General features: G+C 63.8%; 9 protein-coding genes and 1 pseudogene. 8 read left to right on the top strand and 2 right to left on the bottom strand.

Features of this window, described 5'->3' with window-relative positions; translation table 11 throughout:
• Positions 1–92 precede the first annotated feature (92 nt).
• On the bottom strand, positions 93–947 hold the full coding sequence (asd, locus tag ACVWWJ_RS15585; protein WP_456968599.1) for an archaetidylserine decarboxylase: 855 nt from the start codon (positions 945–947) through the stop codon (positions 93–95).
• Positions 948–1,216: 269 nt separating this feature from the next.
• Between asd and ACVWWJ_RS15580 the strand changes: the two are divergent.
• Positions 1,217–5,452, top strand: a pseudogene (locus tag ACVWWJ_RS15580) (beta strand repeat-containing protein); the annotation flags it as partial.
• A 637-nt stretch (positions 5,453–6,089) separates the two neighbouring features.
• A complete protein-coding gene (locus ACVWWJ_RS15575; protein ID WP_456968597.1) occupies positions 6,090–6,710 on the top strand; it encodes an autotransporter outer membrane beta-barrel domain-containing protein in 621 nt (206 codons plus the stop codon).
• A 190-nt stretch (positions 6,711–6,900) separates the two neighbouring features.
• On the opposite strand, the gene ACVWWJ_RS15570 is transcribed toward ACVWWJ_RS15575, so the two are convergent.
• A complete protein-coding gene (locus ACVWWJ_RS15570) occupies positions 6,901–7,815 on the bottom strand; it encodes a LysR substrate-binding domain-containing protein (RefSeq protein ID WP_456968596.1) in 915 nt (304 codons plus the stop codon).
• Between the two features lie 98 nt (positions 7,816–7,913).
• Between ACVWWJ_RS15570 and ACVWWJ_RS15565 the strand changes: the two genes are divergently transcribed.
• The 6 genes from ACVWWJ_RS15565 (at position 7,914) to ACVWWJ_RS15540 (ending at position 14,640) form a co-directional block, all read left to right on the top strand.
• The gene (locus tag ACVWWJ_RS15565; protein ID WP_456968594.1) at positions 7,914–8,648 is read left to right on the top strand and encodes an SDR family NAD(P)-dependent oxidoreductase; all 735 of its coding nucleotides are present in this window, start codon (positions 7,914–7,916) and stop codon (positions 8,646–8,648) included.
• A gap of 9 nt (positions 8,649–8,657) precedes the next feature.
• On the top strand, positions 8,658–8,870 hold the full coding sequence (locus tag ACVWWJ_RS15560) for a tautomerase family protein (RefSeq protein WP_159895551.1): 213 nt from the start codon (positions 8,658–8,660) through the stop codon (positions 8,868–8,870).
• Positions 8,871–9,782: 912 nt separating this feature from the next.
• Positions 9,783–11,219 (top strand): catalase, encoded by a 1,437-nt coding sequence (locus ACVWWJ_RS15555; protein ID WP_456968593.1) that lies wholly within the window; start codon positions 9,783–9,785, stop codon positions 11,217–11,219.
• Between the two features lie 66 nt (positions 11,220–11,285).
• Complete coding sequence (gene hemA, locus ACVWWJ_RS15550) at positions 11,286–12,545, top strand: 5-aminolevulinate synthase (RefSeq protein WP_456968591.1); 1,260 nt, start codon at positions 11,286–11,288, stop codon at positions 12,543–12,545.
• 2 nt (positions 12,546–12,547) lie between these two features.
• A complete protein-coding gene (hemH, locus tag ACVWWJ_RS15545; RefSeq protein ID WP_456968589.1) occupies positions 12,548–13,714 on the top strand; it encodes a ferrochelatase in 1,167 nt (388 codons plus the stop codon).
• Positions 13,705–14,640, top strand: a complete 936-nt coding sequence (locus ACVWWJ_RS15540; RefSeq protein WP_456968588.1) for a LysR substrate-binding domain-containing protein — start codon at positions 13,705–13,707, stop codon at positions 14,638–14,640. Before hemH ends, ACVWWJ_RS15540 begins: the two co-directional genes overlap by 10 nt.
• Positions 14,641–14,786: the final 146 nt, after the last annotated feature.

The following is a 14,786-nucleotide window of genomic DNA, read 5'->3' as shown; positions in this document are numbered from 1 at the left end:
AGGCCCTTCCCCCGAGGAGCACCAGAGGCCCGAAGCATACGCTGCCCGTACGTCAAATGTAAGACGTTTTCGTCACAAAGTGACGTCCCCGGTCACGTCGGTGACGAGGGTCCTGTCCAGCGGCCGATCCGTTGTCCCACAACGACCGCCTGTTGCGGCTGGAGGGCATCCAGTTCATAGCCCTCCGGCAGCAGCAGGATAACCGTCGAACCCATGTTGAACCGGGCCATTTCGGCAAATCGCTCGAGGCGGATATCGCGCCCCGCGCAGTCGACCCGGATGATGTCCGAGGCATACGGCGGGATGGCCATGCCGTCCCAGACCGTCGCCACGCTGGACACCAGGATGGCGCCGACCATGACCGAGACGAAGGGGCCGTGGTCGCCGTTGAACTTGCAGACCAGGCGTTCATTGCGGGCAAACAGCCGGGGAATATCGGCGACCGCGAAAGGCGCGACGCTGAAGATGCGTCCGGGCACGTGGGTGGTTCCGGTGAGCTCGCCGGCCAGGGGCATGTGCACGCGGTGGTAGTCGCGTGGAGACAGGTAAATCGTGGCAAAGCTGCCGTTGCGGAATGGCACGGCAGCGGCCTCGTCGCCGAGCAGTTCGGCGGCCGTGTACTCCTGGCCCTTGGCCTGGAAGATCCGCCCCTCGCGGATGCGACCCGACTGGCTGATCCGACCGTCAGCCGGGCAGAGGATCGCCTGCGGATCCGGGTCGGCGCTGCGCGCGCCGGGCTTCAACTTTCGGGTGAAAAACGCATTGAAATGCGCGTAGCTCAGCGGGTCCGGCTGGGCCGCCTGGCTCATGTCCACGTCGTACCGCTGCACGATCTCCCGGATCAGGAAGTCCTTCCATGGCGCCCACTCCCATCGTGTCGCCCAGTAGACGATGCGGGAAAGGAACCGATGCGGGAGGATGTACTGCAGCAGGACGTTTGGCTTCATCGGCGGGAGTATAGGGGAGGTTGCGACCTCGTTCAGCCCACGGCCCGTTCACCTTTCGTGATCCCTGCGTGCACGTTTTCTTCATCTGCCGCCGCCTAAGAAGGGCCCATGGGGTGATTCGCAACGGCAACGTGCGGATCGCCGCTCCGCACTGAAGGTCATCGACGACCGGGTGGGAGCGTAGGGAGGGGGGACCTCGCCTTGCCGCGGAAAGGGATGGCCGGACGTGCAACTCAGCCGCATGGAAAGCGGTGAATGGGGTACGAAGCATGAAAACGCGTTACGCGACGACACGCCGCCAGGTACGGATGGCGCGGCGGCAGGATGTCCTGTGCCTGGCCATTCTGGCAGCCCTTGCCCCGGCCTCCTGGCCAGCCAGCGCACAGACGGTCACCCTTCCCGGCTACGACCCCACGGTGAACGACAACCTGGTCGGACAGACCGTGGTTCCCGGTGGGGGCAACGTCACGATCTCGGGCCCCCAACTTTTCGCCGCCGGCGACTCGGGGACCCGCAACACCACGCTCGGTGCGCTCGATGCCCTCGGACGGCTGATCTCCGGCACGCAGTGGATCGGCGCCGCGCGCCTGAACCCCGGAAGCCAGAATTTCGGGGTGAGCGTGCCCGATCCGATTACCGGTGGGCGGCGCGTGGTGTCGACGTACGCGACAGCCAACCTCAATCCGACGGCTCCGGTGGACGCGAATACGACGGTGCCCGATGTGGTCAACGTCAACAACCAGCAGTACATCAACGCACGCGTCGGCACGGTGACCGCGGCAGGCGGGACGCTGAACGTCAATATCGGAACAGCGGGCGCGGCATCCACGGCGGCTACGAACGGCTGGACGATGGCGGCAAAGCAGTCGTCGCTGTTCTACGCGGACGGTACCGGCACGGCGGCCAGCAACATCGACTGGACCTCGAACAACCGGATCACCTTCACGGGTGCCGTCGCCGACCCGACGGTGCCGAACAACTTCGGTGTTTCGTTCGTTGCGCACTACGGCGGCACATTCAGCGTCACCACCAGTGACGGGGTTACCACGTCGCACACGGTGAATAATGATGCCGACCTGCGTTCGTATAACGATTTCCTGATCGGTCAACTGCAGGCGGGTAACCTCGACCCTGCTCAATACAACGCGCTTTTCGCGCGCGGCTACACCTCGACGACAGAACAGATCAAGTACGGCCAGAGCGCCGACAGTCCGCCTGACGAGGTGGCCCAGCCGATCGGCGATCGCATCGTGATGCATCTCGTCGGTGCCAACGCGCACGGCACGATCGCACCGGGTGCCACGCTCGAAGTGGTCAATGCCAACAACGGCGCGGTGCGCGGCGAAAGCGGGGCCACCGTGAATATTCAGGGCACGCTGGCGACCACGCACACCACGGGCGATGGTTCGGCGGTGATTCTTACGGGCGGCAGCTCAGGCACGAACAACGGCGTCATCAACGGCAACTTCTTCCGGCAGGCCGTCGGGGCGGGCGCGCTGATCACCAATGGTGAGTTCGGTTCCAACGTGGTCGATGTGCAATCGAACAGCACGTTCGCCAATGCCGGGATCCTCAACCTCGCCACCGGCAACTCCAACGGCGCAGGCAAATCGACTGGCATTCGTGTTGGTGCCGGCGCGACCGCGATCAACACCGGCATCGTCAATGTCGGCGTGACCGGGTCGCGTTCGAACGGCTCGATGGACGGCGTTTACCTCAACGATGCCTCGGCGACGTTCACCAACACGGCAGGCGGCACGATCTACATCGGGCGGGGACCGCAGCAGGATCCCGCTGTCGCACCTGCGGATATCGCGATCAACCAACAGGCGGTCACCACGGGTATCAACGTGGCCGTTGGCGGCACGGTGAACAACCAGGGCAACATCACCATCGGCAACCTTACGCAGAACGCGGCGGGCATCCTGGTGAGTTCACCGACGGCGAACGTCACCAGCTCCGGCACGATCAATGTAAATGGCCGTGCCGCTGCCGTCCCACGCGAGAACGACGGAATCCTTGTGCAGAACGGTGGCGTCACGGGTGCCGTGGTCAACAGCGGCACCATCAACGTCAACGGTGTAAACGGTGTTGGGCTCAAGGCCCTGTCTACCGGTGCGGTATCGCCCAACGTGACCTCGACAGGCACGATCAATGTCGCCGGCGGCGCCGATCCTTCCAGTGGCACGCGCAACTTCGGCGTCTGGGCGGAGGGGCAGGGCACGGGCACCGCGCGGGCGAACGTGCAGGGCCCGGTCAACCTCCTCGGTGACGGCGCCATCGGCATTCATGCACGTGGTCGTGCCACCGTTACGGTGGCGGCAGGTGCGGCCCCGGCTTTCACCAGCGGCAGTAAACAGATCGGTTTTTTTGCCTTCGGCAACGATGCGCATATCAACGTCGTCGGTGGCTCGAACCTCGACGTAGCGACCACGCAGTCCACGCTTTTCCGGCTGGACAGCGGTGCGGATTTCGACGGTACCGGTTTGACCATGAGTGCTTCGGGTGCGCAGTCCACCGGTATTCTCGGCAGCGGTACGGGGTCGGTGCTGAATACGCGCAACGCCAATATCACCGTTTCCGGGGCTGCCGCGCAGGGTGTCGTGGCCGAAGGTGGCTCGGCCGCCACCATCGACGCGGCGACGACGATGTCGTTGACGGGCGTGGGTGCGATAGCCGGCATCGCCGACGGCCAGAAGCACGACCTCACTGGAGCGAACAGTGGTTCCGTCGTGCGTAGTACCTCGCTCAACAGCATGGCCAGCCTGACCTCATCGCAGACGGGCGTGACCGGATACATCGCACGTAACGGCGCCTCGCTGATGAATGCCGGCGCGGTGAATTTCAGCGGTGCAGGCGCGACGGGCTTCATTGTGGAAACCAATGCGGCGGCGACCAACAACGCTGCCGTGAACCTGAGCGGACCATCGGCAACCGGTGCCATCCTGCGTACCGGCGGTACGTTCGCCAACAACGGCAGCATCCACGTGCTGAGCGGCACGGGCGTGCGCGTGGAGGGAGCGGGCACGCAGCGCCTTAATCCTGCCGGGTCGATCGTGGTCGACGATGGCCTCGCCGGCGTGCAGCTGATCAGCGGCGCCGGGCTCGCGCTGGGTAGCGGCGATTCAGCGATCGTGACCAACGGGTCTGCCCACGGCATCCTCCTGGATACCGGCGCAACATCGTTGACGGCTACCGGCACGACGATCACCACGCTGGGCACGGGCAATGCGATCGAAAATGCCGCCGAGATCGGCGCCATCACCCTGAGCGGTGCAACCTTGCGCGTAGCCAATGGCGCCGGCCTGCGCACGGCGACGCCAATCGATCCGGCGTCGACGGCGAATGTGGAAGTCGACGGTGCGGGCGTCGGTTACGCGTTCCGCCGCGCGGACGGCAGCGCAGCCAGTACGGATTTTGCAATCGGACCGGGCTTCGTCGTGCACGGGAACGGTGTTGGTGCGACGGGTATCCAGGCGCTGACCACCGGTGCGGTGACCAGTGCGGCAACGGTGAACATCCTCAACGCGGCGGGCGGGCCCGCACTACTGGCCGGCACGGCATCGTCGGTATTCAACAGCGGCAACCTGACATCAGTGAGCAACACCGCGCCTGTCGTGGATCTGTCCAATGGATCGGGAACGAGCTTCAGCAACAGTGGGGCGGTGACCGCGGTGTCTCCTGCCGCCGTGGCCGTGCGCGGCAGTAGCGGCAACGACACCGTGAGTATCTCCGCCGGGTCGATTCAGGGCGACGTAGTCACGGGCGCCGGCAGCGACATCGTGAACTGGACGGGTGGCACGCTCAACGGCGGTGTCACGATGGGCGACGGCGCCAATAACGTGGCGAACGTAGGCGCCGTCGACACGTCGAGCACGTATCACCTCCTGGCCGGTACCGGCGGCGGGAACACACTCACCTTCAGTGGGACACAGGCACGGGGTGGCTCGTTCGCCGCAGATGATCTCGGCAAGGGCATCAACCTCGGCAACGGCTGGAACACGATTGCCTTCGCCAACGGGGCGAACTTCACGCTCACCGATGATGTGCACCTCGCGAACAGCGACGTGACCATCGACTCGACCTCGACGCTGTTCGCTGGCGACAACGTACATCCGGTTATCTCGGGTGCGTCGCCAGGATCGGCCAACGTGATGAACGCCGGCACGATCGACCTGACCAATGGCGCGGGGTCGCCGGGTAATAGCCTGACGATCGATGGCTCCTATGCGGGTAACGGCGGGCGTATCAATCTGGTGACCGATCTCAACGAGGGCGGCGTACTGGGCAACCAGGCAACCGACCGCCTGCTCGTGCGTGGCAACGCAAGCGGCGAGACGTTGCTCAACATCACGCCCGCTGTGGCGAGTACAGGGGCCCTGACCGACCTCGATGCGAACGGCTACGTGAGCGCGGGCGAGGGTATTTCCGTGGTCCAGGTGGCTGGCGCATCGGACGGCGGCGCATTCCGGCTCAATGGCGGCTATCTCGCCGTCGGTCCGTGGCAGTACGGCCTTTATGCATTCTCGCCCGGTAGCAGCGAGGCATCCCAGCGCGTGGTGGGTGGTGCTACGTCGGGCAATAACTTCTGGGATTACCGGCTCGCCAATGTGCTGGTGTGCGATGGCCCGTGTCCCGCGCCAACCACGATTACGCCGGCACCCACGCCTCCCGCAGGTACGCCGTATGTCGCACCGCCGCCGCCTCCCGGCGCGGTGGCGGCAACGCCTGGTGGCCCGCCGGCCTTCATGCCGACGGTGGATTCGCTGCCGCCGGCGAATGCCCGGCCTGCTGTTGTTCCCCAGGTACCTGCGTACATCGTCTCGCCTTCGGCGCTGGCGCTGTACAGCTATCAAAACGTGGATAACCTGCACCGCCGCCTCGGTGAGATACGCAACATGGACGACAAGGGCGAAGGCCTCGGCGGCGAACCCTTCGTCCGCTTCATCGGCGGCGATTACACGACTTCGACGGATCGTTCGTTCAAGGAATTTGGCTACGATGCGGACGTGGATACGCGCGCGGTGCAGGTCGGCACGAACATCTTCGCCCTGGATTCAGAGGCATCCACGCTTCGTGCGGGCATCGCGTATACGCACGGTACAACGACGCTGGATCCGCACGCGGTAGACGGCCACAGCCATGCGAAGTTCTATGGCAATTCGTTTGCCATGTTTGTCACCTGGCAGCGTACCAACGGGTTCTACGTCGATGTGGTCGCGTCCGGCGACCGGCAGCAGGGCGATGTCGACACCGCGCGTGCCAAGGGTGCGGCGGCGTTTACATGCGTCTGGCTGGACGGGTTCCGTAGAGACCGGTTACCCGTGGCGCTTCGATGGCGGATGGGAACTCGAGCCGCAGCTGCAGCTCACACGCCAGAATATTTCGATGCACGACCAGGTCGATCTCGACGGGGTAACGACGCATTACCAGACATTCGAACAGACCATTGGCCGTGCGGGGCTGCGTTTTGACCGCACCTGGGTAAGCGACACCGGTCGCAAGGCGACGCCGTATGTGCGGGTGAATTACATCCGTGGCTGGGGCGGCAACACGAAGCTGGATGTCGGTGCGGAAGGCCTTGATCTTACGCAGCAGTTCGTCGGCGGCAGTTTCGGGCGAATGGGCGAGATCGGCTTTGGCGGAACCGTGGGTTGGGCGAACCGGGTGTCGATTTATGGCGAGGCCGATTGGCAGAAGAATCTGGGGGATGCGGGGACGCGGGGTTGGGGGCTCAATCTTGGAGCGCGCTGGGACTTCTGACGCTTATCGCCGATGAATCGGCTCCCACAACAGCTCGGCTCCCACAAGAGGCCGGCTCCCATAAGAGCCCGGCTCCCACAAGAGCCCGGCTTTCGTAAGAGGCCGGCTCCCATAAGAGGCCGGCTCCCACAAGGGCTCAGTGGCTCTGTGTGGGAGCCGATTCATCGGCGAAACGGCCCGCGACAGACGATCAACCAGCCGCAACGCGCCCCGTCAGAAAATCAATAAACGCCCGCACCCGCAACGGCACAAACCGGCTGTGCGGATAAAGCAGGTTGAACGGCCGTGACCGCCCGGCCAGTTGCGGCAGCAATTCAACCAACGAACCCTCGGCAAGGTCCTTCTCCACGATGAAACGATACGTCTGGAACACCCCCGCACCCGCGCGTGCAAGTGTCACCCCACCCAGCACATCCTCACCCACGGTAAACGCGCTCTCCGCCTCGAACTCCACGTCCTCGCCATCCTCGCGGAACAGCCACGGAATACGTCGTCCACTACTGGGCAGGTCGAACTGGATGCACTCCAGGGTGGCAAGGTCGGCCAGGGTCTGTGGTGCGCGCCTGCCTTTCATGTAGTCAGGAGAGGCAATTGCTACAAGCGCGGCGTCTTCCAGGAGGCGCACGATCATCGTGGAATCCGCCTGCGCGCGGACACGAATGGCGAGATCGAACGCGTCATCGGCGAAGGCGATGTTGCGATTGCTGATATGCAGATCGAGCTGGACATCCGGGTGCTCGCGATGAAACGCGGGCAGGAGAGGGAGCAGGCGATAGTGCGCATACGTGGTTGGCACACTGATGCGCAGGCGACCCGCGGCGCGTCCCTGCTGCCCTGTGGCCATCTGCTCGGCTTCCGCGAACTGGGCAAGGGCCTGGCGGCTCTGGTCGAGATAGACGCGGCCGGCTTCGGTCAGGCGGATGTTTCGGGTGGTGCGCACGAAGAGGCGGACACCGAGTCGGGCCTCCAGGCGGGCTACGGAGCGGCTCACCGCAGCGGGCGTCACGCCAGCGGCGGTGGCCGCAGCCGTGAAGCCACCGAGTTCCCCGGCCAGGCAGAACAGTTCGATGCTGCCCAACATCAGGTCGTCGAACTGCCGCTGCATGGTGTTACACCGTGTAATGAGTCTTGTGCCCCGGATCTTATTTATCCGCGCCTGCCGCAGCAATAGATTGTGTTTCATTCCTTCGGAGTGCAAACCCCATGAGTAGCAACAAGACCGTTATCGTCACCGGCGCCTCCAGCGGGCTCGGTTTCGCCATTGCCAAGGCCTTCCTCGACCTGGGCTACAACGTCGTCGGCAATGCCCGCACCCAGGAGCGCCTGGACGCTGCGCACGCCGAGCTGGGCCATTCCGATCGTTTTCTTGGCGTGGCCGGCGACATCAGCCTTCCGGAAACGGCGGAGCGCCTGCTGGATCACGCCCTCGAAGCCTTCGGTCAGGTGGACGTGCTGGTAAACAACGCAGGCATCTTCGTGGCGCGCGACTTCGTCGACTTCACCGCCGCCGAGATCGACTCGGTGATCGATACGAATCTGCGCGGCTTCATCTACCCGACGCAGGTCGTCGCACGCCACATGGTGTCGCGCAACGAAGGCAGCATCGTTAACGTAACCGCCTCGGTGAGCATGCAGCCGGATCGCAACGTGCCGGGCACGATGGCTGTCCTGACCAAGGGTGGCCTCAACGCGATCACGCGTGGACTGTCGATTGAGCTGTCGCGCCATAACGTTCGCGTCAACGCTGTGGCTCCCGGCGTCATCGATACGCCGATGCATTCGCCCGAGACGCATGAATTCCTCAGCGGCCTGAATCCCGCAGGTCGCCTGGGTACGCCGGAAGAGATTGCCGAGGCCGTGGTTTACCTCGCGCAAGCTTCCTTCATCAATGGCGTTGTCCTGCCGGTCGACGGCGGCGGCACCGCCGGTCGCTGGTAATCGCCCCCCATGCCTTACGTCAACGTTCGCATCACCAAAGAAGGCAATACACCTGAGCAGAAAGCCCAGGTCATCGCCGAAATCACCGAGACGCTCCAGCGTGTTCTCGGCAAGCCACCGGAGGTGACCTTCGTGGTCATCGATGAAGTACCCATGGAAGACTGGGGCTATAAAGGCCTGCCAACCTCGCAGCTACGACCACCGAATCCCGGCCCGGTCTGACGCAAACACCGAACGCCGCTGGCCAAGCCCGGCGGCGTTTCGTTTCATCGCTGATTGCCGGGGCATTCTTTCGCACCTCGCAACTCGCACATGGCTCGCCTTCGCCATCGCTTTCTACACTTGGGCGTCTCGCGAGGAGACCTTGGTGTCCACCCTCGCTGCTCAGACAGTCCTCCGCGTTTCGTACCGGAAGGCCGCTACCGCGGCTCATGTACTTATTTGGCCTACGGCCGCTCCACTTGTCCGGAACTCGCATCGAGGGTGGACACCAAGGTCTCTCACGACGATACGGTTAGCTGGACGGAGAGCCGTTGGGCGGCGTGGCGGCCGAAGCCGGCCGACACGGCAGTCGCGCTGGCGCATGCATTCCGGTTCGGTAAGTGGTTCCTCGCCGCTGCACCGACTCACGCGAACGATCGCGACTGGCGCGCTGGAGCCGAGCGTTTGGCGATCGCGACGAGCCGGTAGCCGAAGCGGCGTTGCTTCGTCGGCTCGACCCCACGAACCTCAGGGTTCAGGAGAGTCTTCGGTGCCCACCCTCGAGGCGAGTTCCCGACAAGTGGAGCGGCCGTAGGCCAAATAAGAACATGGGCCGCGGTAGCGGCCTTCCGGTACGAAACGCGGAGGGGTGTCTGAGCAGCGAGGGTGGGCACCGAAGGCTCTGCGCCTTGCCAGTCAGGCACCGAAGGCTCTGAATTCCGCGATGAATCCTTTTTTCGTCGGATCTTCCAAGCGCCGATGATATGGCGTCGTTGATTCTATGCGGGGAGGCACTTGAGCCACTCATAGCCAGTCCCTATCGGCCCCGTCATAAATATGAATTTCCCTTATCAGTCGGTGGGACCTAACGTTGCCCCCACGTTGCGGCCCCACCGCACGCCTCTCCCACGAACACCAGCAAGGGTAAGACCCATGAGCAAGCTGACCACCGTCTTCGGCGCGCCTGTCGCAGACGACAACAACACGATGACCGCCGGACCGCGTGGCCCGGCCCTCCTGCAGGACGTCTGGTTCCTCGAGAAGCTCGCCCACTTCGACCGCGAAGTGATTCCCGAGCGCCGCATGCATGCCAAGGGTGCCGGCGCCTTCGGCAGCTTTACGGTCACCCACGACATCACGAAGTACACGCGCGCGAAGATCTTCTCCAACGTGGGCAAGACGACCGAGATGATGGCGCGCTTCTCCACCGTCGCCGGTGAGCGCGGCGCTGCGGACGCCGAGCGCGACATTCGTGGCTTCGCGCTGAAGTTCTACACGGAAGAGGGTAACTGGGATCTGGTCGGCAACAACACGCCGGTGTTCTTCATTCGCGATCCGCTGAAGTTCCCGGACCTGAACCACGCGATCAAGCGCGACCCGCGCACCGGTATGCGCAGCGCCGACAACAACTGGGACTACTGGACGCTGCTGCCCGAGGCGCTGCACCAGGTCACGATCGTGATGAGCGAGCGCGGCGTACCGAAGTCGTTCCGCCACATGCATGGGTTCGGCAGCCATACGTACAGCTTCATCAACGCGAACAACGAGCGCTTCTGGGTGAAGTTCACTTTCAAGACCCAGCAGGGCATCCAGAACCTGACCGACGACGAAGCGGGCCAGGTCGTCGCCAAGGACCGCGAAAGCAACCAGCGCGACCTGTACGAGGCCATCGAGCGCAAGGAATTCCCGCGCTGGACGCTGTTCGTGCAGGTTATGCCGGAAGCCGAAGCGGCCAACACACCGTACAACCCGTTCGACCTGACCAAGGTCTGGCCGCACGCCGACTACCCGTTGATCGAAGTCGGTTTTTTCGAGCTCAATCGCAACCCCGAGAACTTCTTCCAGGACATCGAGCAGGCCGCGTTTGCGCCGGCCGTGATCGTGCCGGGTATCGGTTTCTCGCCGGACAAGATGCTCCAGGGCCGCCTGTTCTCCTACGGCGACACGCAGCGCTACCGGCTTGGCGTGAATTACGCGCAGATTCCGGTCAATGCACCGCGCTGCCCCGTGCATTCGTATCACCGTGACGGCGCCATGCGTGTCGACGGTAACGGCGGTGGCTCGACCAGCTACGAGCCGAACAGCCGTGGCGCGCTGCAGGCCCAGCCGGACTTCTCCGAGCCGCCGCTGGAAATCGGCGAGACGGTGGCCAAGCGCTGGAACCACCGCGAAGACACGGATTACTTCTCGCAGCCGCGCAAGCTGTTCGAAATGATGAGCCCGGAACAGAAGCAGACCTTGTTCGACAACACGGCCCGCGCCATCAAGGGTGCCTCGCAGCCGGTGGTCCAGCGTCACATCGACAACTGCACGGCCTGCCACCCGGACTACGGCAAGGGCATCGCCGACGCCGTGGCGAAACTCGGCTGATAGCGCAGTGACAACAGAGGGGCCGGCGACGGCCCCTCTCGTTTAAGCAAGAACCACGAGGCAACCATGGTCGACTACCTCTCTTACTTTGAACGCAGCATCGATGCTCTGAAGCAGGAACGCCGATACCGCGTGTTCGCCGACCTGGAACGCCAGGTGGGCCGCTTCCCGAAGGCCATGCTCCACGGCCCGGATGGCGCGAAGGAAGTCACCGTATGGTGTTCCAACGACTACCTCGGCATGGGCCAGCATCCCACCGTGATCGAGGCGATGAGCCACGCCGCTCACACCATGGGCGCTGGTGCGGGTGGGACCCGGAACATCTCCGGCAACCACCACGCGATCATCGAACTCGAGAACGAACTCGCCGACCTGCACGACAAGGAGGCTGCTCTGGTCTTCACCTCGGGCTATGTGTCAAACCTCGCTGGTATCGCCACGATTGCCCGGCTGCTGCCGGATTGCGTGATCCTGTCGGACGCGCTCAACCACAATTCCATGATCGAAGGCGTGCGCGCCTCGGGTGCCGACAAGCGCATCTGGCGTCACAACGATCTAGCGCACCTGGAAGATCTTCTCGTTCGCGCAGGCGATCGGCCGAAGCTGATCGCCTTCGAAAGTGTATATTCGATGGACGGTGACATCGCGCCCATCGCGGCGATCTGCGACCTCGCCGAGAAATACAATGCGATGACCTATGTCGATGAAGTGCATGCCGTGGGCATGTACGGGCTACGCGGCGGCGGTATCGCCCAGCGTGAAGGCCTGGCGCATCGCATCGACGTTATCGAAGGTACGTTAGCGAAGGCTTTCGGCACCCTGGGCGGATACATCGCCGGTCGCAAGGTGGTCATCGACGCCGTGCGGTCGCACGCGCCAGGTTTCATCTTCACCACGACACTCCCGCCGCCGGTGGCCGCCGCGGCCACAGCATCTGTGCGACACCTGAAAGCATCGCAGACGGAGCGCCAGGGCCAGCAGCGTGCGGTGCAGGCGACCAAGGCCGCGCTCGCTGCGGCCGGGCTGCCGCTGATGCCGAGCGAAACACACATCGTGCCGCTGCTGGTGGGTGATGCGGACTTGTGCAAGCGCGCGAGTGACCTGTTGCTCGACCGCCACGGCATCTACATCCAGCCGATCAACTATCCCACCGTGCCGCGTGGCACGGAACGCCTGCGCATTACGCCGACGCCTTTCCACGACGCCGCGCTGGTAGAAGCGCTCAGTAGCGCCCTCCTGGATGTCTGGATCGAACTCGGCTTGCCACTCGGCGAGCAGGTAGCCGAGCGCGGCCACCCCTCGCTCACGGTAGCCGCTGGAGGCTGACCATGACCACCGCAAACCCAAACGCCACTTCCTTCCACGCATGGGACCCGCCCCGGCGCTCCGACCCACCCGGTATGAGGGAGCCGCTTCAGCGGCGAAGCCTTTCCTCCGAAGCAACAACCACACCGCTTACGGCACCGCATCCGCGAACAACATCTTCCTCCGCCGTAACCCGGGGCAAGGTCGGCATCCTCCTCTCCAACCTCGGCACCCCCGACGGCACCGACTACCGTTCCGTGCGCCGCTATCTCGCCGAGTTCCTCTCCGACCAGCGGGTGATCGAACTGCCGAGACTCGTCTGGCAGCCCATCCTGCAGGGCGTGGTGCTGCTGCGCCGGCCGGCAGTCAAGGGTAAGGACTATGCGCGCATCTGGAACCGCGAACTCGACGAGAGTCCACTGAAAACCGTCACTCGCAACCAGGCTACGAAGCTGGCGTCGTGGGCAACGGAGATATTCGGAGAAGAAAGTGTGGCCGTCGACTGGGGCATGCGTTACGGCAACCCCTCGATCGAGGATGCCGTCGCTCGCCTGACCTCGCAGGGCTGCGATCGCATCCTGATGTTCCCGCTCTACCCGCAGTATTCCGCGACCACCACGGCGACGGCTAACGACAAGCTGTTCGAGGTGTTACGCGCCATGCGCAACCAGCCGGCGGTGCGCGTGGTGCCGTCGTACTTCGACGAGCCGTCGTACATCGAAGCACTGGCCCGTTCCGTGCGCACCACGCTGGAAACCATCGCGGAGGAGCCCGAGGTGATCGTCGCCTCGTTCCACGGGATTCCCCAGCGCAACATTGCCTTGGGTGACCCCTATTACGAGCAGTGCCAGCACACCGGCGAATTGCTTCGCGATGCCTTGAACCTGCCACCCACACGTTTCCGTATCACCTACCAGTCGCGATTTGGCTATGCGGACTGGCTCCAGCCGTATACCGATGCCACCATGCGCCAACTCGCCCACGAAGGTGTCCGTCGCGTCGCGGTGATATCACCGGGCTTCGCAGCGGATTGCATCGAGACGATCGATGAGATCGGCCGCGAGAACGCACACTACTTTCGAGAGGCGGGCGGTGAGGCCTTCACGTTGATTCCCTGCCTCAACGATAGCGACGACGGCATGGCGGTCCTATGCGACCGCGTGCTGGAGGAGACGCAGGGATGGCTGTGAAGCAGGCGGCACTTCCCGAGCCGTTCGCCGATCAGGGTAACCTCGCCGGACTGTCCCTACGCGACCTCGAGTACGTCGTTGCGGTGGCTGATCTGGGCAACTTCATGCGCGCCGCCGAGCGCTGCCACGTTACCCAGCCCTCGCTCTCGGTGCAGATCCGTCGTGTGGAGACCCGCCTGGGTACGGTCATCTTCGAACGAACGACGCGAATGATCCTTGTGACGGAGCAGGGTGCCCGCCTGGTGAAACAGATGCGCAAGGTACTCGTTGAGGGGCGCCGGTTGCTGGACATGGCGCTGCGGCCCGAGCGCGCCTTCGGCGGGACCTTGCGACTTTCGGCGATAGCGACGCTTGGCCCGTATTACTTTCCGCATGTATTGGGGGACATCCAGAAAGCTTTCCCCGATGTCGCGCTCGAACTCGGCGAAGGCAAGACGAATGATCTTGTCCATGCCTTGCTCCGTGGCGAACTGGACGTGGTGCTCATGTCCGCGCCCGTTACCGACACGCAGGTAAGTTGCGTGGCGATCTTCCAGGAGCCGTTCAGGCTCGCATGTCGTGACGATCATCCGGCGACAACAGAAACCGGCGATCTATGGGCGTCGCTCAAACCTCGTGAACGCCTGCTTCTCGAAGAGGGTCATTGTCTGCGCGACCAAGCGCTTGCTGCTTGCGATGACGTCGCCCCAGACCAACGACAGAGAACGAGCCTTGAGACACTCCGCTACATGGTCGCCGCTGGGGAGGGCTGCACGCTGATGCCCCAGCTTGCGACGACGCGCGTCGTGGGTATGCGTTATTTGCCATTACCGGATGATTTTGCGCGGACCATCGTACTTGCCTGGCGTAAGTCGGACCCGCGGGCGGACGATTTTCGCGCATTAGCGCGTACGCTCAGGGCGGCGAAGCATCCGCGGCTGTCTTAGGTTCGGGGTCCTGCCGGTAACGCGACGGCTGCTGAAGATCCCGGATGTTGTCTTCAACTTGCCGGCTGCCGCCGGATCGCCGATGAATCGGCTCCCACAGTGTCGGCTCCCATAGTATCGGCTCCTACAGTGTCGACTGACCATGT

The sequence above is a fragment of the Luteibacter sp. HA06 genome (genome assembly GCF_054061215.1).
The sequence above is the reverse complement of the archived record's forward strand: the minus strand, read 5'-3'. Positions and strand labels throughout refer to the sequence as shown.